Origin of the sequence: Natrarchaeobius versutus, from assembly GCF_041205745.1 — an archaeon.
Taxonomy (GTDB): Archaea; Halobacteriota; Halobacteria; order Halobacteriales; family Natrialbaceae; genus Natrarchaeobius; species Natrarchaeobius versutus.
Window position 1 is genome coordinate 504,931 of record NZ_JBGFCC010000002.1, and the last position, 23,593, is coordinate 528,523.

At 56.4% G+C, this 23,593-nt stretch carries 27 protein-coding genes, 3 pseudogenes and 1 CRISPR repeat array (1 of these 31 cut by a window edge); of the genes and pseudogenes, 16 read left to right on the plus strand and 14 right to left on the minus strand.

What is annotated here, in order from left to right; all coding sequences use genetic code 11:
• Window positions 1–183: 183 nt before the first annotated feature.
• Together AB7C87_RS07650 and AB7C87_RS07655 are read left to right on the plus strand one after the other, a co-directional pair.
• Window positions 184–489, plus strand: a complete 306-nt coding sequence (locus tag AB7C87_RS07650) for an AbrB/MazE/SpoVT family DNA-binding domain-containing protein (protein ID WP_369728836.1) — start codon at window positions 184–186, stop codon at window positions 487–489.
• Window positions 486–923, plus strand: coding sequence for a PIN domain-containing protein (locus tag AB7C87_RS07655; RefSeq protein WP_369728837.1), 438 nt, complete (start codon window positions 486–488; stop codon window positions 921–923). Before AB7C87_RS07650 ends, AB7C87_RS07655 begins: the two co-directional genes overlap by 4 nt.
• Window positions 924–964: 41 nt before the next feature.
• On the opposite strand, the gene AB7C87_RS07660 is transcribed toward AB7C87_RS07655, so the two are convergent.
• Window positions 965–2,614: an MBL fold metallo-hydrolase gene (locus AB7C87_RS07660; RefSeq protein ID WP_369728838.1), complete on the minus strand. Its 1,650-nt coding sequence runs from the start codon at window positions 2,612–2,614 to the stop codon at window positions 965–967.
• A 163-nt stretch (window positions 2,615–2,777) separates the two neighbouring features.
• Here AB7C87_RS07660 and AB7C87_RS07665 point away from each other — a divergent pair, with 163 nt between their 5' ends.
• Window positions 2,778–2,948 (plus strand): hypothetical protein, encoded by a 171-nt coding sequence (locus AB7C87_RS07665; protein WP_369728839.1) that lies wholly within the window; start codon window positions 2,778–2,780, stop codon window positions 2,946–2,948.
• Between the two features lie 193 nt (window positions 2,949–3,141).
• Here the strand turns inward: AB7C87_RS07665 and AB7C87_RS07670 are convergent, their stop codons facing one another.
• Window positions 3,142–3,294: a hypothetical protein gene (locus AB7C87_RS07670; protein ID WP_369728840.1), complete on the minus strand. Its 153-nt coding sequence runs from the start codon at window positions 3,292–3,294 to the stop codon at window positions 3,142–3,144.
• Window positions 3,295–3,692: 398 nt separating this feature from the next.
• Here AB7C87_RS07670 and AB7C87_RS07675 point away from each other — a divergent pair, with 398 nt between their 5' ends.
• The 4 genes from AB7C87_RS07675 (at window position 3,693) to AB7C87_RS07685 (ending at window position 6,273) form a co-directional block, all read left to right on the plus strand.
• A complete protein-coding gene (locus AB7C87_RS07675) occupies window positions 3,693–4,052 on the plus strand; it encodes a MarR family transcriptional regulator (RefSeq protein ID WP_369728841.1) in 360 nt (119 codons plus the stop codon).
• Window positions 4,049–4,390 carry a type II toxin-antitoxin system PemK/MazF family toxin gene (locus AB7C87_RS07680; protein ID WP_369728842.1) on the plus strand — a complete coding sequence of 114 codons (342 nt, stop codon included), beginning with the start codon at window positions 4,049–4,051 and terminating at the stop codon, window positions 4,388–4,390. Before AB7C87_RS07675 ends, AB7C87_RS07680 begins: the two co-directional genes overlap by 4 nt.
• A gap of 79 nt (window positions 4,391–4,469) precedes the next feature.
• Window positions 4,470–4,715 (plus strand): DUF8158 family protein, encoded by a 246-nt coding sequence (locus AB7C87_RS24250; RefSeq protein WP_502260109.1) that lies wholly within the window; start codon window positions 4,470–4,472, stop codon window positions 4,713–4,715.
• 691 nt (window positions 4,716–5,406) lie between these two features.
• Complete coding sequence (locus tag AB7C87_RS07685) at window positions 5,407–6,273, plus strand: DNA-binding protein (protein WP_369728843.1); 867 nt, start codon at window positions 5,407–5,409, stop codon at window positions 6,271–6,273.
• Window positions 6,274–6,412: 139 nt separating this feature from the next.
• Here AB7C87_RS07685 and AB7C87_RS07690 read toward each other — a convergent pair whose 3' ends face one another.
• The gene (locus tag AB7C87_RS07690) at window positions 6,413–6,907 is read right to left on the minus strand and encodes a zinc ribbon domain-containing protein (protein WP_369728844.1); all 495 of its coding nucleotides are present in this window, start codon (window positions 6,905–6,907) and stop codon (window positions 6,413–6,415) included.
• On the minus strand, window positions 6,904–7,269 hold the full coding sequence (locus tag AB7C87_RS07695; protein ID WP_369728845.1) for a DUF7964 domain-containing protein: 366 nt from the start codon (window positions 7,267–7,269) through the stop codon (window positions 6,904–6,906). The genes AB7C87_RS07690 and AB7C87_RS07695 overlap by 4 nt, the downstream gene beginning before the upstream one ends.
• A gap of 158 nt (window positions 7,270–7,427) precedes the next feature.
• Here AB7C87_RS07695 and AB7C87_RS07700 point away from each other — a divergent pair, with 158 nt between their 5' ends.
• A complete protein-coding gene (locus AB7C87_RS07700) occupies window positions 7,428–8,429 on the plus strand; it encodes a DUF7983 family protein (RefSeq protein WP_369728846.1) in 1,002 nt (333 codons plus the stop codon).
• On the plus strand, window positions 8,426–8,782 hold the full coding sequence (locus AB7C87_RS07705) for a calcium-binding protein (RefSeq protein WP_369728847.1): 357 nt from the start codon (window positions 8,426–8,428) through the stop codon (window positions 8,780–8,782). The genes AB7C87_RS07700 and AB7C87_RS07705 overlap by 4 nt, the downstream gene beginning before the upstream one ends.
• Window positions 8,783–8,804: 22 nt before the next feature.
• Here the strand turns inward: AB7C87_RS07705 and AB7C87_RS07710 are convergent, their stop codons facing one another.
• The 9 genes and pseudogenes from AB7C87_RS07710 to AB7C87_RS07750 all read right to left on the minus strand — a co-directional run bounded on the left by AB7C87_RS07710 (window position 8,805) and on the right by AB7C87_RS07750 (window position 16,855).
• Window positions 8,805–10,625 carry an SWIM zinc finger family protein gene (locus AB7C87_RS07710; RefSeq protein ID WP_369728848.1) on the minus strand — a complete coding sequence of 607 codons (1,821 nt, stop codon included), beginning with the start codon at window positions 10,623–10,625 and terminating at the stop codon, window positions 8,805–8,807.
• A 75-nt stretch (window positions 10,626–10,700) separates the two neighbouring features.
• Window positions 10,701–11,258, minus strand: coding sequence for an IS1096 element passenger TnpR family protein (locus AB7C87_RS07715; protein ID WP_369728849.1), 558 nt, complete (start codon window positions 11,256–11,258; stop codon window positions 10,701–10,703).
• A gap of 309 nt (window positions 11,259–11,567) precedes the next feature.
• Complete coding sequence (locus AB7C87_RS07720; RefSeq protein WP_369728850.1) at window positions 11,568–12,113, minus strand: PIN domain-containing protein; 546 nt, start codon at window positions 12,111–12,113, stop codon at window positions 11,568–11,570.
• 5 nt (window positions 12,114–12,118) lie between these two features.
• Window positions 12,119–12,700 carry a DUF7437 domain-containing protein gene (locus AB7C87_RS07725; protein ID WP_369728851.1) on the minus strand — a complete coding sequence of 194 codons (582 nt, stop codon included), beginning with the start codon at window positions 12,698–12,700 and terminating at the stop codon, window positions 12,119–12,121.
• Window positions 12,701–12,871: 171 nt separating this feature from the next.
• The gene (locus AB7C87_RS07730) at window positions 12,872–13,882 is read right to left on the minus strand and encodes a tyrosine-type recombinase/integrase (protein WP_369728852.1); all 1,011 of its coding nucleotides are present in this window, start codon (window positions 13,880–13,882) and stop codon (window positions 12,872–12,874) included.
• A gap of 38 nt (window positions 13,883–13,920) precedes the next feature.
• Complete coding sequence (locus AB7C87_RS07735) at window positions 13,921–14,109, minus strand: homing endonuclease associated repeat-containing protein (RefSeq protein ID WP_369728906.1); 189 nt, start codon at window positions 14,107–14,109, stop codon at window positions 13,921–13,923.
• A 55-nt stretch (window positions 14,110–14,164) separates the two neighbouring features.
• Window positions 14,165–14,665 (minus strand): hypothetical protein, encoded by a 501-nt coding sequence (locus AB7C87_RS07740; RefSeq protein WP_369728853.1) that lies wholly within the window; start codon window positions 14,663–14,665, stop codon window positions 14,165–14,167.
• A 127-nt stretch (window positions 14,666–14,792) separates the two neighbouring features.
• Window positions 14,793–15,475 (minus strand): annotated as a pseudogene (locus AB7C87_RS07745) (transposase); the annotation flags it as partial.
• Between the two features lie 498 nt (window positions 15,476–15,973).
• On the minus strand, window positions 15,974–16,855 hold the full coding sequence (locus tag AB7C87_RS07750) for a DUF8172 family protein (protein ID WP_369728907.1): 882 nt from the start codon (window positions 16,853–16,855) through the stop codon (window positions 15,974–15,976).
• 140 nt (window positions 16,856–16,995) lie between these two features.
• On the opposite strand from AB7C87_RS07750, the pseudogene AB7C87_RS07755 reads away from it, so the two are divergent.
• From AB7C87_RS07755 to AB7C87_RS07775, 5 genes and pseudogenes are all read left to right on the plus strand, one after another.
• A pseudogene (locus AB7C87_RS07755) lies at window positions 16,996–17,267 on the plus strand (transposase); the annotation flags it as partial.
• A 28-nt stretch (window positions 17,268–17,295) separates the two neighbouring features.
• Window positions 17,296–17,873, plus strand: a pseudogene (locus AB7C87_RS07760) (DUF6610 family protein); the annotation flags it as partial.
• 71 nt (window positions 17,874–17,944) lie between these two features.
• Window positions 17,945–18,292, plus strand: coding sequence for a DUF8013 domain-containing protein (locus tag AB7C87_RS07765; protein ID WP_369728854.1), 348 nt, complete (start codon window positions 17,945–17,947; stop codon window positions 18,290–18,292).
• Window positions 18,293–18,423: 131 nt separating this feature from the next.
• On the plus strand, window positions 18,424–19,089 hold the full coding sequence (locus tag AB7C87_RS07770; protein WP_369728908.1) for a helix-turn-helix domain-containing protein: 666 nt from the start codon (window positions 18,424–18,426) through the stop codon (window positions 19,087–19,089).
• Window positions 19,090–19,101: 12 nt separating this feature from the next.
• Window positions 19,102–19,788: a hypothetical protein gene (locus AB7C87_RS07775; protein ID WP_369728855.1), complete on the plus strand. Its 687-nt coding sequence runs from the start codon at window positions 19,102–19,104 to the stop codon at window positions 19,786–19,788.
• 135 nt (window positions 19,789–19,923) lie between these two features.
• Here AB7C87_RS07775 and AB7C87_RS07780 read toward each other — a convergent pair whose 3' ends face one another.
• A complete protein-coding gene (locus AB7C87_RS07780; RefSeq protein WP_369728856.1) occupies window positions 19,924–20,160 on the minus strand; it encodes a hypothetical protein in 237 nt (78 codons plus the stop codon).
• Window positions 20,161–20,672: 512 nt separating this feature from the next.
• Here AB7C87_RS07780 and AB7C87_RS07785 point away from each other — a divergent pair.
• Both AB7C87_RS07785 and AB7C87_RS07790 read left to right on the plus strand, forming a co-directional pair.
• Window positions 20,673–21,608, plus strand: a complete 936-nt coding sequence (locus AB7C87_RS07785; protein ID WP_369728857.1) for an ArdC-like ssDNA-binding domain-containing protein — start codon at window positions 20,673–20,675, stop codon at window positions 21,606–21,608.
• Entirely contained in the window at window positions 21,601–21,825 is a 225-nt protein-coding gene (locus AB7C87_RS07790; protein ID WP_369728858.1) for a HalOD1 output domain-containing protein, read from the plus strand. The genes AB7C87_RS07785 and AB7C87_RS07790 overlap by 8 nt, the downstream gene beginning before the upstream one ends.
• A gap of 288 nt (window positions 21,826–22,113) precedes the next feature.
• Window positions 22,114–23,593: direct repeats of the CRISPR family, unit length 37 nt; unit sequence GTTTCAATCCCGTTCTGGGTTTTCAGTCCGTCGCGAC (it continues 2,278 nt past the right edge of the window).

The window sequence follows — 23,593 nt, forward strand, 5'->3', positions numbered from 1 at the left end:
GACGCTCGATCCCTTCTTTGAGCACCTGTTTCCGGATGTCCACGATCAGATGGATTTTTCTTCCCGTGACGAGGGAGATGGTGCCCCAGCAGAGTCAGATACCTTCGAGTGAGGACGTTGGATGAGTCAGGAGGTTTTTCTACCGACAATTAGTAGTATATCGATCCCATAGTACAACATAATATGTCGAGTAGTACTCGAGATCCAGAAGTCGTACGGGTCTCGCAGAAGGGACAGGCAACGATCCCGAAGCCGCTCCGAGAGAAGTTCGGGATCGACACCCCTGGTGAGGTGTTCATTTACGAGGAAGACGAGCGGATCATCGTCGAACCAATCCCGTCGCTCGAAGAGTTAGGTGGGATTCACGCCGACACCGACCGCAACCGTGGTGACGTACTCGACCGGGTTCGCGAACTGAAACACGAGGAACGCCGGCGTGAAGAGGCCCGTGCTGACCGACTCCGACCGGCTGACTCGGAAGATGAATGAGCGACCGGTACGTCTTTGACACCGAAGCGATCATCGCATACCTCTACGACGAGCCAGGTCGGAGCGCCGTCGAAGCGTATCTTCGAGACATTCGTGACGGGGATGTCAAAGGGCTGCTAGCAGAGACCAACGCTGGTGAAGTACTCTATCTCGTTGCACGCTTCGAAGGAGTTGACGACAAGCCCACGACAGACTCACTTCGGACTGCCGATCGTGATCTTCGTGCGTTTGAGCGGTGGGGGATTCAAATCGAACGCGCTGACTGGCGGCTTGCCGCCGAGGTGAAGGCGGATGGTCACATTTCATTTGCGGACGCACATGGCGTAGCACTCGCCCACGAGCGGGATGCGACACTCATCGCCGGTGCTGATGATGACTTCGAGACGCTTCCAATCGACGTCGACGTAGTTCGATTTCGTGAGGGTGGTGTCTAGGTCAGTCGATTGAAAACCCCTTCGATGTATCATCTTTTCGACTACTCGTTACGTGGATTTGTCTTGAGCGTTATTTCGATAATCTCTCCAGGTTCGAGTTCCACCGGATCCAGAAGGTGGAGGAAGTGGTTGTCTTCTCCCCCACGTAACACGCGAGCCCTGACTGTCTCTTCGGAGTATTCGAGTTTCGCGTCGATCGCATCGAGTCGAGCGAGGAGTTCTGCCTCAAGCGACTGTTCTTGGAGTGATTCCGTTTCTGTAGGAAGCGTCTCAGTGTCAGATGCCACACCATCGGAGTCCGTCGACGTATATGGATCTGCCGCAGTCCGTACAAACGTTGCCTCGAGGGCGTCGAGGGTGACGCCTTCGGCCTCGAGATCGATCGGTTCGCGCTGGTTGACATCCAGTGTGGTAGCAGCCTCGAGCGATTGTTCCTGTACCGCCTCCCAGTGGCGTCTTCGAATCCGTCTCGCAGTCGCTTCTGCGATCCACCCAGGAGCGTTCCAGCGTCCATCTTCGTAGAGTCGGTGGACGTCTTGGTCGTTTGTTCCCCAGGAGAAACACCGATCGAAGCGGCGTTGAAACCGATTGAGCGTCTCGCCTCTTGCGTGTTTGATTACGACCTCGATCGGAGCAAGTGAGCGGACGACGTTGTCGATCGTCTCAAGTGTGGGATGGTTGCAGAGCCGAACCGACCGCGTTGTACACTGGGTGTTCGGGATGCTGTCGCCGTTTCCTGTCGCGAGTTGGAGAAACAACGCTCCTGGATCGTCGCCAATTGTTTCGAGCAGTCGATGGGAACTCCCGGTCGTGGGTGACTCCGGGCCCGTAATCGTCACGCCACCAGCTTCGAGTACCTCCGCAGATCGCTCGAACACTTCGATAGGGGTGACCGATGGCTCATCGTATTCAAGTGCGTTGTACAGTTTGGCGGCCTGCCCGACAAGGGAGATCGGTAACTCGCGCTCGAGTGCTGTTACAACGTGGGCGAGTATCGTCGCGTAGTGGACGCCGGTGAGCGAACTCGTTGCGATCACGACTCGCGAACCGGCAAACGCACGCTCGAGTACCGTCTCGAGTGACTCGTTGAGCGCGGCCGTGTACGAATCGTCGCTCGAGACATTCAACAACACACAGTCGATATCAAACGGGTACGAGGTCTCGAGCCCTGGAAACCCAGCGCACGGTCGTGTCGTGAAATCGCCGGTGATGAGGAGGTGTTGCTCGGCGCTGAGGAGGTCGTCATCCGAATTCTCGTCGCGGAACCTGATGATGAATCCGGCAGCACCAGGGGTGTGTCCAGTTACAATCGGTCGGACCTCGAGCGTGGGGAGAATCGACGTCCACTCGTCGATTGGCTCGAGAGCGTCGAGCGCAACCGAGATATTGCCGAGGTCGTTATCCTTCTGGGCTTCAGGTAACGCCTGCTCGAGGATCATCGCCGTTGCGGGCGAGGTATAAATCGGGGCGCTGTGCCGAACGTTTCTCGCGAGTGTTCGGTAGTGATCGATGTGTGCGTGAGTAAGCAAAATTGCATTTAGATACTCGTCGTCGCCGAGCATGGATTCGACGTCGACACCGTCGCCAGCATCGACGAGAACACACGCACGCGTGCCACCCTCAGTGGTGAAGCGCAGGAGCGTCGACTCATTTCCGCCGTGAACGTTCGCATGTTGGTAGGAGACACGCATACGTAGAGGACAGTTTCAATTCAGAACTGCGTGAATTTCAGTTTTTGTGTTAGCAGTAGTTGGTAGTACGACATTTGTGTCTAGAACGAAGCGTGACACCCGCGGTCAGTACAGGTCAGATAGTGATCAAAACCAATATCAATTGACAGCTGGCAATGAAGGTATGGAGAACATCATCATTCCAGTACTTCGGTTCTTAATGTCGCTTGTCGTTCTCTTCGGATTCATCACTGTTGGCTCGTTATTAGGTACAACGCTGGCTCTCCGCTGGTACCATGAAGACGAGCAACCGGGCATGTCTGCAGCAGTTGATATTCTTCGTAGACTCATTTGAACTACTCAATATGCACACATAGTTATCGCCCACCCAATTCATTCCCAGGATACGCTCTTCTGTAGGAGATTGTTGATCTCGTTGGGTTGCTCATCTGCTTGACTGAGATCTACGTGTAGAACGGTTCCTAACCGGTAACTCTATTCCTCGCAATCAGGGCACAATCGCAAGAGGTCGTTTCATCAACAAAGTGCTACACAAGAGCGTACTCGATAAGGCGATCAGCCGCCAGCTGCCAGGCTCTGTTCGCAAGTTCTGGGTGGGCCTGCTCGTAGTAAACGGATAGTTCGGTGAGTGCGAGCGCGGTAAGTAGGTCGTCGCGTTTCTGGTTGCTGGGAGCGGACATCACCGAGAGTAGTCTCGGTATCCCATATAAACCTCAGTAAGCTGGTGAGGGAGAGTCGAAAGCTATTGCGAAACTGCGAAAACGCCTGGATGGCTCACGTCTCGCTTCTCGCCGCACTCCTCACGAGTCCCCATCACTACCAACCATTGCTTAGTGGTCGTTACCTAAGACGAATACTCTACCGTGTTTGTCCGCGCCGAACGGCGTGCGGGCGCACATTCGCGTGCGCGTCGCGATTCGCCATGTCTAGTCCTGATCCCCTCAACGACACGAGTGTCGACCACGGAGACGCATATAGTCGAGCAGTAGCTGGTTCAGCTCCCCAGCGGTATCCATCGACCAACTCAATCAGAAAATACGTCGATACATCTAATACACTCGGCGACACAATAATACATATGCCCATCGACATCGAGACCTTCGAAGCCTCCCCAGCGGACCGCCTCCAGCACAGTGGGAAGACGAACGCCGACCGCGTGATGCGGTTCCTCGCCACGTATCCTGACCAGGCGTTCACCCAGAGCGAGATTCGTGACGCGACCGACGTGAACGCCGGAAGCATCAGCGTCGTCCTCTCACGCCTCGAAGATCGCGGGCTCGTCCGCCACAAAGGCAACTACTGGGCGCTCGGCGAGGCCGACGACGTCGCCGCCTACACGAGCATGGTCGAGAGCACTCGAGCCGCAAACGACCGCTTCGGGGAGGAAGACATGGACGAATGGCTGGAGCACGCCGTCAACGACGAGGAGACTGAATGAGCTATCAGCGCGGCGACGTCGTCTGGGGTCCAGATCCGTTCAAGTCGGGGGAAAATCCGCGGCCATGGCTTATCCTGAACAACGACAATCACCCGTTCGGCGACGAGGAGTACATAACGGTCACGCTGACAACGACTCCCCACGACGAAGGGATCCCCCTGGATGACGCTGATTGGGTCAAGGGCGGAATGCCCCGGCAGAGCTACGCCTCACCGTGGGTGGCAGCGTCACCGAAGCACGCCGCGATTGTCCGGCAGCAGGGCCGACTGACGGAATCGTTCGTCCAGACCGTCGTCGACGCGCTCGAGCGCTATCTTAAACCACCGATCGAGGAATGACCGATCAAGCGGCAGTTTATGACGTCCGGAACGAACTAACAACCCCGGGCATGCATCCGTCGACACGGGTTGTGAGCGCTTGCTCGAACAAGTTGTTACTCCCCGGACGGATCACCCAGATGCACATCTCGACACCGCGATAGCCACGGTTGTCGATCGGGACGGGCGCCCAGTCGTCCGAGCAGTCGTCCACCGGATCCTCGTTGACGGCCTTCCGTTTCGAACTTCCGCTGCAGACCACGAGGTCACGGCGGTCGATGGAGTCCGGATAGGGACGGTCGCGACGCAGGCACTCAGCGAGCTGAATACGGGACAGCAAGCGTAACCCTTTGAAAGCCCTCGGCCACTCGACGTCCCGCGACTGCCGCTGTGCTCCTCGTTCCTGTGGTGCTTTCGGAGTCGGGGGGCGACCGAGACGGCCTCGCCTTTTCTGAGTCCAGCAAGTTGGAAGTTGCTGCGCCGAGCGGTGGAGCCAGTTGGACTGGTAGTTCGTAACGGCCCGCCCCGCTCGCCGCTGCCGCCCTCCGCGTGCTCACGGCTCACACCGTTCACCGTTCACATCGAGGCGCTCCCGGTGGTCGCGCCTCGCTTCGCTCGCGACCGACCATTCCGGGCGGTCTGCCCGCAGTAGCGGGCGGACTGCCGGGCTAAAATGAATCTGGTCTCGACACCAGCACCAAGCGCGCTTTCGGTTGCGTCTCACTCGCTCCAATAGTCGCTCGCTCGACGGACACGAAACCGGCTTGTGTGCTGGCCGCTCGCTCCGGGCGGGTCGCCGAGTCGCTCACTCCGTTCGCGCCTCGAGCTCTGCCTCGCTTCGCTCGGCAGAGCAACGCGCGGTGCTGGTTGGGCCTTCTTCATAGGCGCTCTCGCTCGCGCCCCAGGGGGACGCGAGCGAAGGCGCGAGCGAGAGCGCACATGGTGGATGAGTCGGTCGACGTCGAGAGCCACGGCTGGAGAGTCGTGGTGTCGGAAGAAGACGCCGAGTGGGCGCCTTCAGGTTCTGGTGAGAACCAATGTCAAGTAAGAATTCAGTCAGTAAGGTCGTTTCGGTCGATGAACAGGCGTACGAACAGGCAGGCGCTCGAGCGGAGTGCGACTCCGATGCGGAGTTCGTCGTCGATGAAACCCCGGAGTTCCGGGCGACGGTCGAGATGGAGATCCAGGCGAAGGTCGATGCGAACCACCCTGATGGAATCGTCGACACGAGCGATGAGCGGATCTACGGTGCGACTCTGGCCCAGGAAGAGCGCATTCGGGCTCGAGAAAAAGAACTCGAGCGTATCAGTGCCCAGGCCGAGTTCGGTCAGCAGAACGGACGAGCACGACGAACTCGGAAGACGGTCGAGTCGGTGCATCGTGAGCAGCGGCAGTCAGAACGTCGGGTAGATCCCCGTGAGAAACTCGAGCGCGAGCAGTTGGCGGAGGTCAATCAGCAGGCACAACGGTTGGCTGATGACGTCACAGGAGGCTACAGTCAGGCGGTCATCGCAAAGCGAATCGCAAGTCGCATCCTCGAGGGGACAGCGTTGTTCGAGGCCGTAATGGAGACGAAAGAAGAGCTGCTTCACGAAGCAGGGACGATTGTCCCGATCGGGAAACTCGAGGAGATCAATCGCGGCGAGGTCAGCGTTGAGGGTCGTGTAATCGAACTGTGGGACGCCTCGAGTCCGACGATTCAGCAGGTCGGGCTGATCGAAGACGAGACGGGAAGGACGAAGCTGACAAGTTGGGAGGCCTCTCAGGCACCGTGGATCGAAGAAGGCGAGCACGTGCGCATTCGCGGGGCAGCGAAAAACTGGTACCAGGGACGAGTCTCACTGGCAATCACCGGATGGACTATGATCCACTTCCCGGAGCGCGGCCGCTGGTGGGAAGCGTAGCCAACGTGTCTCCCCTTCATTTTTGCTGTGTGCCGGACCAACCCGAACCCCGCCACCCCACCCTCCGCTCCGTGCTCGCTCTCTGCGTTCGCTGCGCGCGCAGCCACGACCATCTGGCGTACTGAGACGGTCACCCTGCCTACGGAAGATCGTAACCACAGTTCGGACAGAAGTTCTCATCGCCGTCCAACAGGTGTAGACATTCGACACAGATACGGTTACTCGGCGACGTGGAGATGTCTTCGAGAAAGTCCATTGCTGTCTGTGCTTCGGCTCCTGGTCCGTACCCGTCCGCATATCCTGGAAGGGTTGTGGCCCACTGGACGGTTCCCTCCTCATCAACGACGGCGACGTTCCCAGCGATGTCGAGTTTCCCGTAGTTTTTGAAGGCTTTCGACGGTGTCTGTTCGATGACCGCGTTCAGGGCACGATTGCGTTTGAGATCGCGCTCGTAGACCTCTTCAGCTGAGAGACGCCGTACTTCACCGGGGAGGTCAGTAATCGGATCATGCTGTTCGTCGATCCGATCGATCTCCACAGTAATGTCGTGGTCGTCATGGAGCTGCGCTAGCAGACGTATCGCGTGGTTGTGCATCTCTCGTATCTCCGCGTCTGCGTAGTAGCGCACTTTCATGGTCCTGAATTGGCGTCCTCTGCAGCGGCAATACGGTCGGCGAGACTCTCTGCGAACCAGTCGTTCGCAATCTCAGTGGCATGATCGATCATTTCTTCATGATCCATGCCGGTGTTGTCGAACGACTCGTAGGCCCGCCATCGTTCCTCGGACGAGTCGAACACGAGTACGTGAGTCGCCTCTTCCATATTCAATAGGAATGCTTCGATCGTGCCCGGTGTCGAGCCGGGAAACCCCATTGCACCGTGGATTTTCGGGTGGTCGCTTTCGTCGATCTGCTTCACGATATCATCCGTGATCGGCTGATCTGGAAGCGACGAGAGAAACGAAGGCGGTGTTTCGGAATCCGAATCATCGGCCATACCGAGAGTTCGTGGAGGTGTCCCTTGAATCCACGTCAGTCGACACAGTTGCAGTTCAGAGGAATGTTTCACAACGAGGACGAACGCAAGAGCATGGGATATCGATGGAGCCGATCTGTTCCCCACGGTTTAGTAGCCTGCTTTCCAAGCGTTAACGTATGGCTCCGTTCAGCGTCTCGTGGCATACGCTTCTCGAGGAACTCGATGATCTCCCAGAAGGAGCCACGTTAATTACGCCGCTATCCCACGACCGATTTCGCGTTACTGACGTCCAGGAACAGCGGGTCATCATCGAGTTCCTTGACCGTGAGATTGACGAGACACGCCCGCTTCAACGTGATCAGTTCGAATCACTCTATCGTCGGATCACCGAAGAGGCGGGAGACTTCGAACTCGATAGACTTCCGCCAGACGCCGATCCATTCCCGGCAGTGTTGAGCCTCCATCCGCGATTCGAGATCGACGAAGACCGAGGTGCGATCGAGGAGAAAGAGGAAGCGACAACCAGCCAGCTCCTCGACACTGCGGAGACATCCGAGTCCGACGAACACGAACGGACCGAACCTGACCGTGAGGTGTATGCGGACGCACTATTGCTGGTTGATACACTCGAGCGACACGAAGTCGACGTGTTAGAGGAGATAGAGACGGATGCTCTGGTGAACCTCTACACGCTACTTTCCGATGTCCAGCGGAATGCAAACGACCTTCGTCAAGATGTCGCCGACGTGTTGCTAAATCGACTCCATCACGACCGACCGGTGAGCGGGCCGTTCGGATCCGTCCAGCGGACCACAAGACGCAACCGGACACTGAAAAGCGACGAAGAGATCCTAGAAACGCTCGAAGAAGCCGGGATCGATCGCGAGCGCGTACTGGGTGTGGATCGCGAGAGAGTCGACGATGCACTCGAGGTAACCGAACTCTCCGAGAGCGACGTGTACGAGGTTGAAGAGCGTGAGTACGTCCGCAAGGCCGAGGTCGACGAAGAACGAAAGGAGAGTCGTCTTCAGGGCCTGAAAGATCAACTCGCGGCCACGGGCGGAGAAGAGGCCGAGGAACTCCGACAGGAGATCGAGGATCTGGAAGCTCGTATCGATGAGTTGACCGAGTTCAAGTCCGGGCAAGCGTACCACACCCAGGCAGGGGGTGGGCCATGACACGCTCAGACCGAGATGAAGAACGCGAAGAGCGAATCAAGACGAGGATTACCGTCGATACATATAGCCCCGAAGAGGCGGCGATGGGCTGGTATGCGTATCTGGGTGATTTCCTTGACTTTCCCTTCGAAGCTCGCTGTGTCGAACAGCGAGAAGAATCTCCGCTAAAGGAAGGCGAAACGGTGCGCGTGGTGAGAATGTCATCGACAGAACCAACTCTCAGTCAGATGTTCGTGACGGTCGAGTGGATGAATCGAGAACTCGGCGTCCCACTGGAGCAATTGGAACCCATAGAGCCTAGTGCCGATACCGAGCAGGCCATTGAAGACTGGTACTACTGGCTCGAACGATAAGTGTGGGGACAGAAGACCCATCTCAACCATCGGAACTCACCTCGCCATCGACCGGAGAGCGAACCTCGTCCAGTAGGTCGTCCAGCATGGGTCGCAGCTTGTACTTCCGGTAGTGTTCCTCACGCATCGCCTCGACGTACTCGCGCCACTCGTCGAATTCGTCGCCTTCTTGGGCCGCTTCGCCCGCGTATCTGAGCCAGCGGACAGCCGTCTCGTAGCTGTCGTGTTTCCCCTGCTCGACGATCGGCTCGGCGTTCGATTTGCACGTACGGATCACCCACTGGGAACGATGTTCCGTGACCGCCTCAACGACAGTCTCGACGACGCCGAATCTGTCGGAGCGATCAGCAACGTCGATGGCTTCGTCGTACAGGTCTTCCTCAAGGAAGACTTCGGCTGCGTGTTCCGACGTTGGATGCTGCTCGCGGAGTGACTTCAGGAGTTTACTTCGAACGGATTCCCACTCGTCGCCTGCGAGTTCTTCCACAGCCCCATACGTACTCGGCGATGGGCTCTCTTCGAAAGCAACGATCCCAGCCCGGAGCGCAAGATCCTCTTCGCCCAGACTCGCAGCCCGATCCCGGAGCCACTCTGCCAGCTTGTCTTTCCGGAAGCCCTCGACAGCCAGTCCGTGTTCGGCAACGTCCAGTGCAGCCATCGGGTTGCCAGTGTCACGAAGTGTTTTTGCAATCTCGAGCAGCGACTGCGGTGTCGAGAGGGTCTCAATCGCGCAGTTGGAAGCCGCCTGTATCTCGCCCTCTCGTGCCAGCATTACGGCATATTGCTGGGTCTTGCCTGCTGCCCTGGCCAGGTTGAGATACTCGTCAATACGTCCCTGCCGTTCGAGAACGGAGAGACGTACCGTGGCGAGACCATCGACGTACTCCGGTTCGTCAACGTCGAGTTCCCCTTCAGTGAGAGCGCCATCGAGAGCCTGCTGGAGTCGGTCGTCGTCCCACCCTTCCCGTGCTGCGTCGGCGGCAACAGCAAGCGTCGGTCTACCGGTAAAGTGTTGTATCTTCTCGTCCCACTCGGTGAGGCGCTGTGCCCACTGTTCACGCTCGTTCTCGCTCAATTCGACAAGCAGCATCGCTTCTGCGAAGGTCTCGGCCAGCGTCGCCAGGGTCTCGTAGAGGTCGGTGACGTCGTACGGGAGCAGTCCGAGCCAGCGGTTGGTCGCGAGCACTTCCGTGACCGCCTCGAGAATCTCTACTGCTGTCTCTCCATCACCAGCGTCCAGTGCCTGCTGTGCCTGCTCGATCAACTCATCCAGTTCCGACGCCATCCGATTTGCCTCTGCATAGGCGTCGCTGTGCCCTCGTTGTCCAGGCTTTGGCAATGCGTGGTCCGCCCGTTTGCGGATGGACTCGATATTCACCGACACGGTGGTGTCGGAAGCGGTCGCATCTGCAGGCGTGAGACGGGGTTCGATCCACTCGGCAATTTCCGGGCGGTTTTCCGCGAGCTCGATGAGCAACTCCTCGAGGCGCTCCCGACTCGTTCCCTCGATCAATTCCGAGACAGGTGGCCTGTCGTCGATACGCTCGGGATTGCGAAGACACGTCAGCAAGACCGCCACACGGTGTTTGCAGATTCCTCCGTGGTCGTATGGACAAGAGCACTCCGTGCGCGCAACGCCAGCATCGTCGAACTCGATCGTGACCGTGTAGGGTTGGTACTGGCTTCCCTCGACGTCGGCACGGACGTTCTTCCCACGGCGAACCACCTCACCGACTGCGCCGCGCTCGTAGTAGGACTGGCCGCGATCGGCGGAGCTAGACCTGGCGAGGTCTCTGATCGTTGCTTCTGTGATGGGTGGCCACCGCTCGTCACTCATGCTCATGATGCGTGAATCGTATCCGCTTGTCGAACTGTGTCTCGTCGATCCCTGTCAACGGAACGATATAGCATGACATCATCACCGATTTCGATCGGGATACTGCGGTGGTGCCTCTCCCTGCTTCTCGACGACGACCGGAGCGTCAGCGAGCGAGCCCTCTCGGATCTCTTCGATTTCGATGTGGTGTTCCCAGCCGTCACCGAAGTCGAACTCGTAGAACAGCGTCTGTGACTGATCAAGATCGAGTTCGTCGATCGTAGTCTCGGCAGCGTTGCCCTCTTCCGGTGGGTTCTTCCGGAGGTCACGGAATCGCTCTTTGGCTTCTTCGGGCTGATCGTCAGGAATCGCGTGGTCGAGAAATCGGTCGATCTCCTCGTCGTCCATCGGTCGCCAGCTCTCGTCGCCACTGTACAACTGTGGATGGACGTAGCTCCGGGTGGCGATCCCGTGTTCGTCGCGGGTAAGGAACTCGTAGGCGTGGGTATCGTAGCGATCGAATGCTTCGAAAATCGCCTCGTGAAGATCCGTCAGGGTGCTGGCTTTACCGATCTCGATCTCGCGGTAGACTTCGGTTTCGGGCTCGAACTCGAGCGGCGGGTTCGGCAACAGCAGCACTCTGAATCGGTAGGTTGTCATACAGCCCATTTTCGTTCCCATCTCATGTAGGCATTGACTCATCTGTTCTTCGCGCCGTATCATTCGTCGCGACGATTGTTCCGATTGACTGACCCATCGATTGCTTCGATATCGCTTATGGGCGTCTCGGATTTTTCTGAAGGAACTCGGCAGTTGAGCTCTGACGCTGGCTTCCACGAGTTGGTTTCTTGTGCGAAACGCCCCTCAGGATCGAGGGAGAAGAGACAGACCACGATCCAAGCCGACGGTATTGCGAGAGAACGACTCCTCTCTGGCAGATCGTCGTCGATACCAACAGTATCGAAGAACTCAATCGAATTCGGAAACGAAGTCTTCGGCGAGTTCGCCAGCGAATTCCCCACCGGTAAGCCAGGTGATCTGCTCGCTGTCGAACCCGTATTGTGGAAGTAGCGATTCTGCCGCTTTGCCAAGTGGAATATCGTTTGTTACGATCGTGATCCGATCAGCGGTGTCGTTGAGAAGCATTTCGAGCGCCAGACCCACAATTTCCGTATCCGCTTTTTCGACGGCGTCCTCTGTTCGATCGCTGGCACTCGCGATGAAACTCCGCGCCTGATCCATTACGTTCGAGATTTCCGACATTGAATAGGATGGACTTTCGGTGACCTTCATCCATCCCTCTTGAAGTGCTTCGTCGACGGCTGCATCATCGGCGGTATACTCCTCGAGAGCTGGGTCTCCGGTCACTTCGGCATACACCTGTGGCGAGATACGGAAGACGGTATCGCGCCGACGGGTTTCGCGGGCCAGCGCCTGGAAGCGTGTGCTCTCCCACCGTCCACAACTAATGAGGACCGACGAATCGATGAAAACGACGTCTCTGTCGCTTTCCATACCGATCAGTCCTCAATGATGGGTCGTAGTGCATCCAGAATGACACCCGCCTCCAAGGGTGAGATCTCTTGTTCGCGAGCCATAATCTGGTGCGTCACCGATCCGCCGACGTATTCGTGCGCGTATTCGATCGCAACGGCGAGCCCGTCCAATCCGTGGCGATCGACGTACGTATCGATGTCGTCGTCCTGCGTTCGACGGGCAATCGCCTCGACCAACTCCGCCGTGATTCGCCGTTCGGTATCGTCTTCTACCAGTTGGAGATCGATCTCCTGAGCTGTATACTCTGCCGGTCGTCCCTCGTTTGCCTGGTCGATGAAACCTGCGGTTTCGAGATCGTCGACGTATTCGTAGACTGTCCGCTGTGGGAGCTCAAGCGTCTCGACGATTGCTTGGATGGTGGCCTCCGGATGATGGCGGATATAGGTATAGATCCATGCTTTGCGGGCGTTTCTAAGCAGTGCAAACACCTCGCCACCAGTATCGAGCGGGGTTTCCCAGTTCGCTTCTCTCGTTGCCATCTCTAGTAGCGAATTGCACGCGAAACGCAAAAGCCTTGCTGAGACAGAACCGAACGAAACCTCCATTTGAACGGACAACTCTGGTAATGGTACTCAATAGACTGAAAGAGGCCACTGGAACAGCGCGTCTTGCGTACCAAGCGAGACTTCCTTCGCTATCTCACGACTGTATCTGCGAGCAATGCCAGAAAGATATGGAAGTGCTCAATTACTGATCGATACGACCAGAGTGTCGTGTTATAGCCGATCTAGATAATCCCTCCGCTGTTCCATCTTTTCTTTCTCTGTACGTTGGTCGTAGTGCATCTCAAGCACCTGTTCGGAGACGTTTGCTCGATCGCCGACTGCCTTCATTGGCCAATCTTGCTGGAGTGAGTGTGTAATTCCACCACGACGAAGTGCATGTGGACTCTCGCTTGACGGACACTCCGAAGCACGTTCGTATTCAGTCGCCGGACAGTCATCGATGTCACGCCCATGTGGACACTCTCCAGTCGAAATGCATGGCCGCGTATATCGATAACAATCTCCTCGAAGCGTCGTCGTATGAGCTCGCCCCTGTGACGTCGTAATAAGTGGCTCACGCCCGTTTTCGTCCACCGACGCTGGCCGGCGTTGGTCAATCCAGTCGATCAGAAGCTGACACACCTCATCCGACAGCGCGATAAACCGTTCACCGTCTGTGCTGTTCTTGATCGGTGTATCCGTCTCAGCACGATGGACGATCTCCAAGGATTTCTCTTCGGGATCGAAATCGCCCACGTCAAGCGAGTGGATCGCCCCGACCCGCATCATCGTATGCCACATCAGTGCGATCACCACGTGGTGTCGAGACGCGTATTCGTAGCGTCGAAGGTACGCGAGTTGTTCTTCGGCGCGCTCCTCCTCGAGCATCTCGTCACGCACATTATCGTCGCCGGTTAGCGTCGGCGAGCGAATCTTCACGTGGAGATCCTCCGGTGCACCGTCGATCGATTCCACCCAGCTGATGAAGACCCGTAGCGTGTCCATCTGGGTCTTCTCGGTTGCGGGTGAGAGATCACCTTCATCCCGCCGCCACAGCCGGTATCGGTGCAGCTTTCGACCAGTCAGATTATTCAGGTTCGTGATCTCCTCGTTGTTACACCACCGGATGAAATGCCCAAATCGGAATTGATGTGAGCGAATCGTCGCTTCGGTGACGTTGTTCTCCCTGTCAGCCAGGTACAATTCGAGCGCGGTTTCCGGTTCAATCGGTTCGAGACTCATAGCTCTGTGAGTGCGAACTCGAGTCAGAACCGCCGATATCAAATCGCCGATTTACGCCGTTTCAGGGCCAGCAAGGGACTTCGTTCATCGCGTGAACAAGCGCCTGCAGAGTGATTCCCGTGTTTGTTCATATCTCGTTTCAGCGGAGGATAGCGGGAAACCTCGTTTGCTAATCGTCTTATCTCATCCAGTAATTCATCGTCCGTGTACTGGGGACCTCGAGGCATTTGATCTTCCGTATTCAAGACCCCTTTGTCAACTTAACGCTAACAGGAAGCTAGTCTAACAGTCGTTACAATACCATACGGTTGCTCTATCGTTGATACGGTCCTTTTCGGTTGCCTCAGATTTGACGACCATTTTACCGCAGCCGTTGCACTCAACCCGTTCAACAACCATTCCCTTTGCAATTGATTCCTTGTCGTCTGATTCGCCTGTGTCGTCTTCTTTGTCGCATCCTCCTCTGGAGAAGTGTCGAGTGTTCCCACGTACCACCGTAATCTTCACCTCTTCTTCAGCCCGGACAGCTCCACAAAGACTGCACCGGACCTCACCCTCGCCAGGGATCTCCGGGATTTCAGGCTTTATCGTACGATCCTCTAACCTGGTTAAGTCGACCGATGATGACTGACCTTGAGCAGGGGACTGATTCTGAGACGTTTCAAAATGCGTTACACGGATTTGCCCCGGCTCCGGCTCATAAACCATACCTTCCTGCTTCAACCCGTCAAGCGCATCCTCAACTACAGACGGTTCAATTCCCAGATCGATAGCGATTTCCATCAACAAGTCCACAGAAACAATGCTGTCCGGATCTTTCTACAACCCTCTTAGAATCTCGAGAACAGATTCAGGATGGGCCTCGATCAATACTTCACTAATACTGTGATCACACTCTATTCGTCTTTAGCTAAGACTCACACCTCGTTGCGTAGCGGTAGCGAGCGTTTCTTGTAACACTGGCCGTTGCTGGTGGATCTTCTGTGTGTCGTCGATCAGTCGGTCGAGCAGCGGTGGCGGCGAGTAGCCGAGGTGTTCGCTGAGTTCGTGGAGGATGAGCTGGGCGTGCGACCGGAAGGTCGCCGCCCAGCGTTCTGGTGGAAACACGATCTCATCGTCCGCCTGGTCGGTGACCAGATCGAGCAACTCACGACTCACGAGCAGTGACAGCAACGCCGCGTACAGCAGAATTTCGACGACATGCTTCTTCGACGTGTCGAACTCATCCAGTTCGTACTGCGTCTTCAACTCACGGAACAGCAACTCCACTTCCCACCGACAGCGATAGATCGTCCCTAGATCTGACGGCAGGAACTCCTCTCTCGGCAGATTCGTGATATACAGGTGGTAGTCGTCGGCGTCCTCCTTGCGGACGCCGACGACGCGAAACCGTTTCCTGTCGCGTGATTGCGTTCCTCCGTACGGTCTTCGGTCGAACTCGGCTTCGACTTCCACGTCGATGTACTCGCGGTGCAGATCATCCACAACATCGTGGATCTGCTCACCTTCCAAGGGAATGGCGCGGCCGCGCCATTCCCGTAATTCCTCCGTTACGACCGGATTTGCGCTCTCTTTCAGCCGCGCTCTTCCGTAGGAGATTGTTGATCCAGTTGCGTTGCTCGTCTGCTTGATCGAGATCGACGTGTAGAGCAGTTCCCGACCGATGACTCTGTTCATCGCAATCAGCGCACAATCGAAAGAGAGCGCTCCATCAACAATGTGCTACACAAGAGCGTAAAATAAAATGATCATCATTAACTTAAGCCATTCCCACCGTTTTAGGCCCTAAGATACGACCCAAGAAAACATTGGAAAGAACCGCATCGTCTTAGCCACGATTTCTACATACCTTTCGGACACATCATAACTGTGGCTTGCCGAAAAACCACCCGAAAAATGGCTCTCCAACACACCCGTCCTTTCTGTTATTTCAGACCCTATTTTCACCGGTGGATTTATGGCTCCTAGTGAGCGACCTAGAGCTATGACCCTCGAAGACAACATCCGAGAATTAGAGGAACGTCTCGGAATGAGCCGGAGCGAAGAAGTGGAAGAGACCGGTCGGACCGTCGCTCGTCTTCAGGACTAATTTTACTCGAGTTCTTTGAGTTCGTCCGCGAATTCGTGTTTTGTGAGTCCGTTAGTATCGAGCAACTCGGTCATTCCTGCTCGACGGACGGCTTCCTCGGTGAAGTCGATCCACAGTCCTTCGTGCTGTTCTGCATAGTGTTTCCATCGTTCACTTCGCTGAAGATCTAACTCGTACTCCTCGAGCGGGATTTCGATATCGTGCTTTCGCACGAGCACGTCGCATCCAAACTCCTCGAGATACCTGACCCGGCCGCCTTTTCGTCGGACCGTCAGCAATCGTTTGGATTCGTTGATGTAGTCATTGACCCACTCCATCCAGTCGTACTCATCGGCCCCATCGAGCTGTGTCGCCGTCTCTGGCATCGAAAAGTCCGGGTTCACTCGCCTGAGATAGAGCTGGCACATCCCGATAGCCGTTCGATGGTTCGCGTTGGGCAGCGCGTGCTTGAGGATCAGGTTCGAGGCCAGGCGACCCGCCACCTCAACCGCCGTTCCATTCCAGTCGATCTGATTGAGCGCTGGTTCGATCTCTTCGGCCGCGATGTCCTTGTACGCCTGCACTCGCTTCCCTTCCTCCTCGTAGTTCTCCTCGAGAACGTTTCTGAAGACGTCGACCAGTCTGGTCGCGATGACGCCGTTCGCCGGCTCCATCGAGTCAATGAAATCGACAAGGTCGTAGTCGATCTCATCCGCGGCCCCGCTCGCTCCGGACGCGGTATAGACGACGTAGACGGTTCGGTCTAACTCGAAGGACTCGACCTTGACCGATTTGTGAGCCTCATACCCGACGATGCGGACCCCTATAGCTTCCAAATCAGGGCTGACAAAGTCCACCGAGAATTGCTTATCCAATTCGTGGTGGTAGGGAACCCGATTTTCCATTTCGTCCGTAGTTATACGCATCCCTTCATACTAATCACACCGATTCGTAACCGCCCAGGACGGCAGTGCAGCTTCGATAGCAACAAAATATCCCATACGCTCTTCTGTAGGAGATTGTTGATACTGCTCAGCTGTTGCCCGATGGATTTCGTGCCTACGATCCGCTGGCCGAGGACGATGCATTCGACCGCGAATACGTCGTCCACGGCGACGGCAAATACGCCGACGAAGACGTTCACGCTAACACCTGCGAGAGCCACACGGATCGCTGCTGCGACCGTGGCTCTCGCCTCATCGAGGCATCTCAAAAGATAAACTCACACAGTATCTCCGAGCGTTTCAACTTCGGCGAATGTTACTGCGGAAACCAGGGAGAGAAGCGCTCAAACACGCTGTCAAAGCCACGCTGTGAAATCAACAAAGTGCTACACAAGAGCGATTCACGGGGATACGCCGACCGCCTGGCCCACGAGTTCTCCGACTCAGCCGATTGGAGAGGGCGGCGCGTCCACATCCTTGGCGGAAGTCCGCCCAAGCAGTTCGACGCCATTCGACAGTTAACCAGACCGACACTCACCCACGAGCCACCGGCCGACATCGTCGGTGTCGACTGGAACGGGCTGCATCGTGGCGCACAGTTCGGTGAGTTCTGGACGGCCGACGGCTGGGACGACAGCGGTCGCAACGCCGACATGTCACCGTCCGAAAGACGGTGCGCCACAGCCTCGCCCGCATCCGTGAGTTTTGGAGGGGCCACGGAATCTGGCCCGAAACGACACCGCAAGACGAGGGGATGGCCGTCGAGTACGAGGGACCGAGTCCTGCCGATCTCGAGCACGCCGCCTGTACCGAGTGCGGGACGAACGTCTGGCGAACTCGCCGCGGCCCGTACGTCGCCGAATACGATACCGGCGCAATCTGTGGATACTGCAGCTACGAGTGCTACTTCAGCCACCGTCTCGGAAACAACCTAGAGGAAATCGACGGCGCGCAGAGCGTCTCCCTCCCGCCAGCGTGACTTCGCGACCTGTTTTTCGCGCCCCCAGAGAGGGCGAGGGCCTCTTCGAAAGCTCTCAGAGGTGACTTCCAGTGAGTCAACAACAGAATCCCGACAACGTCTCGATCGACAAGGTCCCGGTCGATATCGACAACACGCAATCAGCGGAGGTCGATTCCGCCGACGTCCCCGACGAAATCGAGTCCATTACCCGTGGACTCGCCGGTGAACAGCCGCCGACGAATCCGCTGGTCGTGCTGAAAGCGGCCCGGTGGGGGTATCTTCACGGCAAGGGCGGCCCGGATCCCGCCTTCCAATGGGCTATCGAGTGGGCACGTCACCTTGCGACCGACACGCCGAGTGACGTCGAGCAGTTTAACGAGTTCCTCGAGTATCTCGTTTCCGTCGGCTTCGCTGACGAGAGACACGAACTTCCGTGACCGTCAACGCAAGTTGTTATGAAGCGGGTTGGTCGATAATACAGTCGAATTTCGTGCTTGTCTCGGCGATAGATTCTTGTCTTGCTATCTCGTTCAAGATAACAACGAAAACGATGGTAACGGTCGAACTTATGAATTCCACTGCTGCGAAGATCGTCTTAGTAGCACAGCGTGGTGATTCAATCAACCGAATTTCGAATAAGATTGGGACATCGTATTCGTGGGTGTACGACTGGATTGATCGATTGGATGACGCTAATATTATCTCGAAAACCGATAGTGGAATTCAGGTCGCCGATTACGAGATGCGCCGTCGATACGAAGAGATGATGGGAACATTATACAGCCGCGACGAAGTCTCGCAGGATGACGCGTACGTGATCCCACACTTTGCCGGTATGGAGTACGCATACACCGAAATCGATGCCGCTTACATATGGACGGATGGTGGATACCAGATCGCGCGCAGTCACGATGATTACCCCGTTTTTATCGAGATCCACGAGCGTGACATCGATAGGTGGATCGAGTTCTTCGAACGGTTCGGAATCGATACCACCGTTGGCGAACGACCGGATGCAGACGATGTCGACGGAAGCGTCCACTACGTCTTATTCCCCCAGACTGATGGGATCGATGTCGAGTGGAACGATGGCAACCCGGTGATTCCGTTAGACGATGCGGTCGAACAGATGATGCAGACTCGAGCGGCATACGAACCAGCGTTGGAGATTATCGCCAATGAGTATGATGTCGATATTGACTCGAATCACCACGATCAGCTACCTGCTGACTGAGCAGATTTGAATATGAGTCTCCAAGAGCGACAAGCCGAACTTATCGATACGCATCGTGCCATACAGAACGAGGAACTTCCATACGTTCTCGTTGGAGGCTGGGCAGTCTCAGCTTTCCAGACGCGTTTCACCACCGATGTCGATATGGTCATCCCTGAGACGGAGCTCGAGGCGTACGATGACCTGCTCGGCGAATTAGACTATAGGAAGGAGTTCGACAACGACATTGCAAACGTCTACGAGGGGCGCATCGTCAGATACGAGAAACAGGTTAGCGACACCACCGTGGAGTTCGACGCACTGGTCGGTACACTCCGTTGCCGCCAGACCGATGCCGAATGGTCATATCGATATCTCCACGAACACAGTGTAATCAAGCCGCTAGAGATAACGGACAATCTAACCGCTCGCATCCCGAAACCCGCCTTACTGTTCGGGCTCAAACTCCACAGCGGTCGGCTTGCGGATGCTCGAGATCTCGTCATCGTTGGTTCTGAAGCTGATCTCGATCAGATCGAACATCACGTTCATCGGGGCAATCCGGAGCAACTTGCCGAACAGATTGAAAATGTGGTGGAACAACTGGAACACGAAGGGTTTGCGGATTCGTTCAAGGGTGTTTTCCAGCAGAAAGCACTACCAGAGGACGAGATCGACGAATTGATCGAGTTCCTACGGTCTCAGCTCAAGAAGCTCTAAGCGACCGTACCGACGAATCCACTTATTGTGTGAATACGGCTCGCTGGTAGCACATCCGCAAAGGATAGAGACAAAAGGGGACGTGGTCTCTTCGATGAGTCATTGCCTGTATAAAACGGTGGTGTCTGAGTATCCTCACTCCGAGTCGGCGTTCGGGCGGGCCTCCGGTGTGAACTCGAGCATTCCAATAGCAGCGATGCAATCGGGACAGTACGTCCTCGTAACAGCTGCGTAGCGGTCGGCGAGTTCGTGGCAGGGTTCGCTCGAGAGGGAGATCACCCGTTCGGCCGGGATCGGCTCGCTGCACCGATCACAGACGGGTTCTGCGAGCTCGTCATCGGATCCATTCGAGGGGATCTCACTGGAGCTCATTCGTCGTTCCTCCTTGCGTGTCGCCCCTGGCGACAGGGTGACTGACCACTTTGGAGCTGACTCGAGTTATGTAGACGGGCGCGATTCGGAGGGGAGCGGTGACTCAGCCAGGGCTGTAACTGATCGTTGGCGATACTCAACCGTCGTGCGAGACCTTTTTGTCTCGGTAGGAGTAACGAAAGCATGGCAGCCAAACGTGCCGCGTTTGGAAGCCACCGTCTCGGGTGCGCCTACACCCGGGGCATTTCAATACGCAATGCCCCCGCGTCCGCTGTTTTGGAGCGCGATGGCTTCCATCCCAATGGATGTAACCTACAATAATATAATTTCTGGTGTAGGGATAATGAAATCGATCGCGTTGACAACCAGATAACGCATCAGCTACATAGACATGGAAGCGTCAATATCGACTGACTAGCGACTTCGCATCCGTTCGTTGTCTGCGTGTTTTTTGAGACCCTACCGGGTGGTGGAGGTCTTCTCGAGTTCGACTCGAGAGACACGAATCGATTATGGCTACGAGCAGCAGCACCCGGGAAACGTTCGACGATTCCGATACCCGGCACGACGAGATGCACAGTACGATCGAAGCGTGGCTTGGAGACCTTGTCGAGGAGGTTGACGACGCCGTTTCGAGCGACCAATTCAAAGAGTGGCTCGACGTCCAGAGCCGGTTCCACGACTATTCGTACCGGAACACATTGTTAATCAAACTGCAGTGCCCGCACGCGACCACGGTCGCCGGTTACCGAACGTGGCAAAACGAATTCGACCGGCACGTAAGAGAGGGTGAGAAGGCGATCTGGATCTGGGCACCGATCATCGCGAAACAGTGCCCTGAATGCGGGAACTCACCATCGTATCACGAGCGGAGTGACTGCGAATACGACGATACTGAACCCGACGAGTGGGACAAAGGGCTCGTCGGCTTTCGGCCGACGCCGGTCTTCGATGTCTCGCAGACTGAGGGAGAGCCACTCCCGGAACTCGAGACGGAAGCACTCGGTAACGCGAACGAGCTGATCCCAGGGCTCCTCAAGGCGGCATCCGTACTCGAGGTAGAGGTTGAGATCGTCCCGTCTCGGGAATGGTCTCACGGCAGCGCCAAGGGCATCTGTCAGTATCGATTGGGGACACAGCCACTCGTGGAAGTGCGTGATCGTGAAAACGAGGCTGATCTCGCCGTCACACTCGTTCACGAGTACGCTCATGCACTGCTACACAGTGGTATCAATACCGAAGACGAACGACCGAAGCGGGAACTCGAGGCCGAAGCTGTCGGCTACATTGTTGGTCGATACTTTGGGCTGGACACGAGTGGGTCAGCGTTCTACCTCGCTGCGTGGGAGGGAGACGAACCGGAGACATTGCTTGACCGACTCGAGCGCATTAGTTCGACGTCTCAGGAGATCATCGATGTAGTCGAGGAGGTGATGAGCGATGAGTGACGAGACGCTTCTGCTCGAGATCGTTCATACGCTCGAAGAGCACGGACTCGTTCGTGACGAGTACCAGCTGCATCGGGTAATCGACGTCGAAGCTCTCGAGCAACTCGTAAACTCAACGAGTCCACAGACTGATCTCGAGGTTCGGTTTACGGTTGGTGAGTTCCGTGTACTGGTTGTCGATTCCAAAGTGATCGTCAACAGAACATCGGGCGACTAGCACAATCGGCGCTGGTTGCCATTTCGCGAGCAGGAGTGCACTGACTTTCACGTTCCATGAGTTCATCGTTACTGTGATGGCATCTATCTTGTTTCGACCCCGTTCTGGGTTTTCGGTTCGTCGCGACTCTGGACCGCGGCGGAGAGGTTCGTCGCGACTCTGGACCGCGGCGGAGAGGTTCGTCGCGACTCTGGACCGCGGCGGAGAGGTTCGTCGCGACTCTGGACCGCGGCGGAGAGGTTCGTCGCGACATGCGGGGGAGCCTATCGCGTGGATCCCGTCAGTGATGTTTCAATCCCGTTCTGGGTTTTCAGTCCGTCGCGACCACTCGTGCATCCTACCACGTCTCCTGGATCGAAGCGTTTCAATCCCGTTCTGGGTTTTCAGTCCGTCGCGACATCTCGCTGTCCGCGTCGACGATTACGAGCCGACGATGTTTCAATCCCGTTCTGGGTTTTCAGTCCGTCGCGACCGTCGACGGCGATCTCGTCGACGATGATCCCGAATAGTTTCAATCCCGTTCTGGGTTTTCAGTCCGTCGCGACTCACCGAGGTCGATCTCAACGCTGGTCTGTGCGCTCTGTTTCAATCCCGTTCTGGGTTTTCAGTCCGTCGCGACCCGGTCGTAGATTTCCGCCGAGAAGTCCTGTCCGGGGTTTCAATCCCGTTCTGGGTTTTCAGTCCGTCGCGACTCCAGTCACCCATTCCACCGCCTTCGTTGGCAACTGCGTTTCAATCCCGTTCTGGGTTTTCAGTCCGTCGCGACGGTTGCTACTACACAATAGTAAGTTATAAGTAGTTGCGTTTCAATCCCGTTCTGGGTTTTCAGTCCGTCGCGACTCGTCGTCGCGTCGATCTCGAAGACGTTAGTCATCGTGTTTCAATCCCGTTCTGGGTTTTCAGTCCGTCGCGACTCGCCGGTCGCGGTCGCCATAAAGTCGACGTCCGAGTGTTTCAATCCCGTTCTGGGTTTTCAGTCCGTCGCGACTGCGCCGTGTAGTCGGTTTCGTCGGTCTCGACCCGTTGTTTCAATCCCGTTCTGGGTTTTCAGTCCGTCGCGACGATATCGACGATGTACTCGCGGCCGGACGCGGTCGTGTTTCAATCCCGTTCTGGGTTTTCAGTCCGTCGCGACCGTCGCCCAGTTTGTCAACTCCGAGCGCGGGATCAAGTTTCAATCCCGTTCTGGGTTTTCAGTCCGTCGCGACCGCCCGGACAGAACTCCCACAGGCCAGTCGCGAAGGGTTTCAATCCCGTTCTGGGTTTTCAGTCCGTCGCGACGACTGCGGCATCGCGAACGTTCAACCCCAGGGCGACGTTTCAATCCCGTTCTGGGTTTTCAGTCCGTCGCGACCGTACGACCAGATCGATACCGAGTTACAGGGCTACAGTTTCAATCCCGTTCTGGGTTTTCAGTCCGTCGCGACTCGCGAAGGACGCGCCAGTCGACCGTCATCGGTTGTTTCAATCCCGTTCTGGGTTTTCAGTCCGTCGCGACACGCTTGAGTGGTCGGTTCCCATCGGCCATGCTGACCGGTTTCAATCCCGTTCTGGGTTTTCAGTCCGTCGCGACAACAGAATTTGACAGTACGGTTGTGGAAGGGACTATGTTTCAATCCCGTTCTGGGTTTTCAGTCCGTCGCGACCCTGCGAGGTCCATGGGACGACGTCGACCCAAATGTTCGTTTCAATCCCGTTCTGGGTTTTCAGTCCGTCGCGACAGAAGCACCACTAACGCGGCATCAACAATCATCGTTGTTTCAATCCC

Bases quoted from the DNA above. Each gene is read 5' to 3' on its own strand.
- AB7C87_RS07790 (WP_369728858.1), top strand. From the start codon at position 21,601: ATGAGTGACGAGACGCTTCTGCTCGAGATCGTTCATACGCTCGAAGAG.
- AB7C87_RS07750 (WP_369728907.1), bottom strand. From the start codon at position 16,855: ATGGAAAATCGGGTTCCCTACCACCACGAATTGGATAAGCAATTCTCG.
- AB7C87_RS07685 (WP_369728843.1), top strand. From the start codon at position 5,407: ATGTCAAGTAAGAATTCAGTCAGTAAGGTCGTTTCGGTCGATGAACAG.
- AB7C87_RS07680 (WP_369728842.1), top strand. From the start codon at position 4,049: ATGAGCTATCAGCGCGGCGACGTCGTCTGGGGTCCAGATCCGTTCAAG.
- AB7C87_RS07660 (WP_369728838.1), bottom strand. From the start codon at position 2,614: ATGCGTGTCTCCTACCAACATGCGAACGTTCACGGCGGAAATGAGTCG.
- AB7C87_RS07690 (WP_369728844.1), bottom strand. From the start codon at position 6,907: ATGAAAGTGCGCTACTACGCAGACGCGGAGATACGAGAGATGCACAAC.
- AB7C87_RS07715 (WP_369728849.1), bottom strand. From the start codon at position 11,258: ATGACAACCTACCGATTCAGAGTGCTGCTGTTGCCGAACCCGCCGCTC.
- AB7C87_RS07780 (WP_369728856.1), bottom strand. From the start codon at position 20,160: ATGAGCTCCAGTGAGATCCCCTCGAATGGATCCGATGACGAGCTCGCA.
- AB7C87_RS07735 (WP_369728906.1), bottom strand. From the start codon at position 14,109: ATGCCTCGAGGTCCCCAGTACACGGACGATGAATTACTGGATGAGATA.
- AB7C87_RS07700 (WP_369728846.1), top strand. From the start codon at position 7,428: ATGGCTCCGTTCAGCGTCTCGTGGCATACGCTTCTCGAGGAACTCGAT.
- AB7C87_RS07655 (WP_369728837.1), top strand. From the start codon at position 486: ATGAGCGACCGGTACGTCTTTGACACCGAAGCGATCATCGCATACCTC.
- AB7C87_RS07665 (WP_369728839.1), top strand. From the start codon at position 2,778: ATGGAGAACATCATCATTCCAGTACTTCGGTTCTTAATGTCGCTTGTC.
- AB7C87_RS07720 (WP_369728850.1), bottom strand. From the start codon at position 12,113: ATGGAAAGCGACAGAGACGTCGTTTTCATCGATTCGTCGGTCCTCATT.
- AB7C87_RS07710 (WP_369728848.1), bottom strand. From the start codon at position 10,625: ATGAGCATGAGTGACGAGCGGTGGCCACCCATCACAGAAGCAACGATC.
- AB7C87_RS07650 (WP_369728836.1), top strand. From the start codon at position 184: ATGTCGAGTAGTACTCGAGATCCAGAAGTCGTACGGGTCTCGCAGAAG.
- AB7C87_RS07785 (WP_369728857.1), top strand. From the start codon at position 20,673: ATGGCTACGAGCAGCAGCACCCGGGAAACGTTCGACGATTCCGATACC.
- AB7C87_RS07675 (WP_369728841.1), top strand. From the start codon at position 3,693: ATGCCCATCGACATCGAGACCTTCGAAGCCTCCCCAGCGGACCGCCTC.
- AB7C87_RS07695 (WP_369728845.1), bottom strand. From the start codon at position 7,269: ATGGCCGATGATTCGGATTCCGAAACACCGCCTTCGTTTCTCTCGTCG.
- AB7C87_RS07775 (WP_369728855.1), top strand. From the start codon at position 19,102: ATGAGTCTCCAAGAGCGACAAGCCGAACTTATCGATACGCATCGTGCC.
- AB7C87_RS07725 (WP_369728851.1), bottom strand. From the start codon at position 12,700: ATGGAGGTTTCGTTCGGTTCTGTCTCAGCAAGGCTTTTGCGTTTCGCG.
- AB7C87_RS07730 (WP_369728852.1), bottom strand. From the start codon at position 13,882: ATGAGTCTCGAACCGATTGAACCGGAAACCGCGCTCGAATTGTACCTG.
- AB7C87_RS07740 (WP_369728853.1), bottom strand. From the start codon at position 14,665: ATGGAAATCGCTATCGATCTGGGAATTGAACCGTCTGTAGTTGAGGAT.
- AB7C87_RS07770 (WP_369728908.1), top strand. From the start codon at position 18,424: ATGAATTCCACTGCTGCGAAGATCGTCTTAGTAGCACAGCGTGGTGAT.
- AB7C87_RS07705 (WP_369728847.1), top strand. From the start codon at position 8,426: ATGACACGCTCAGACCGAGATGAAGAACGCGAAGAGCGAATCAAGACG.
- AB7C87_RS07670 (WP_369728840.1), bottom strand. From the start codon at position 3,294: ATGTCCGCTCCCAGCAACCAGAAACGCGACGACCTACTTACCGCGCTC.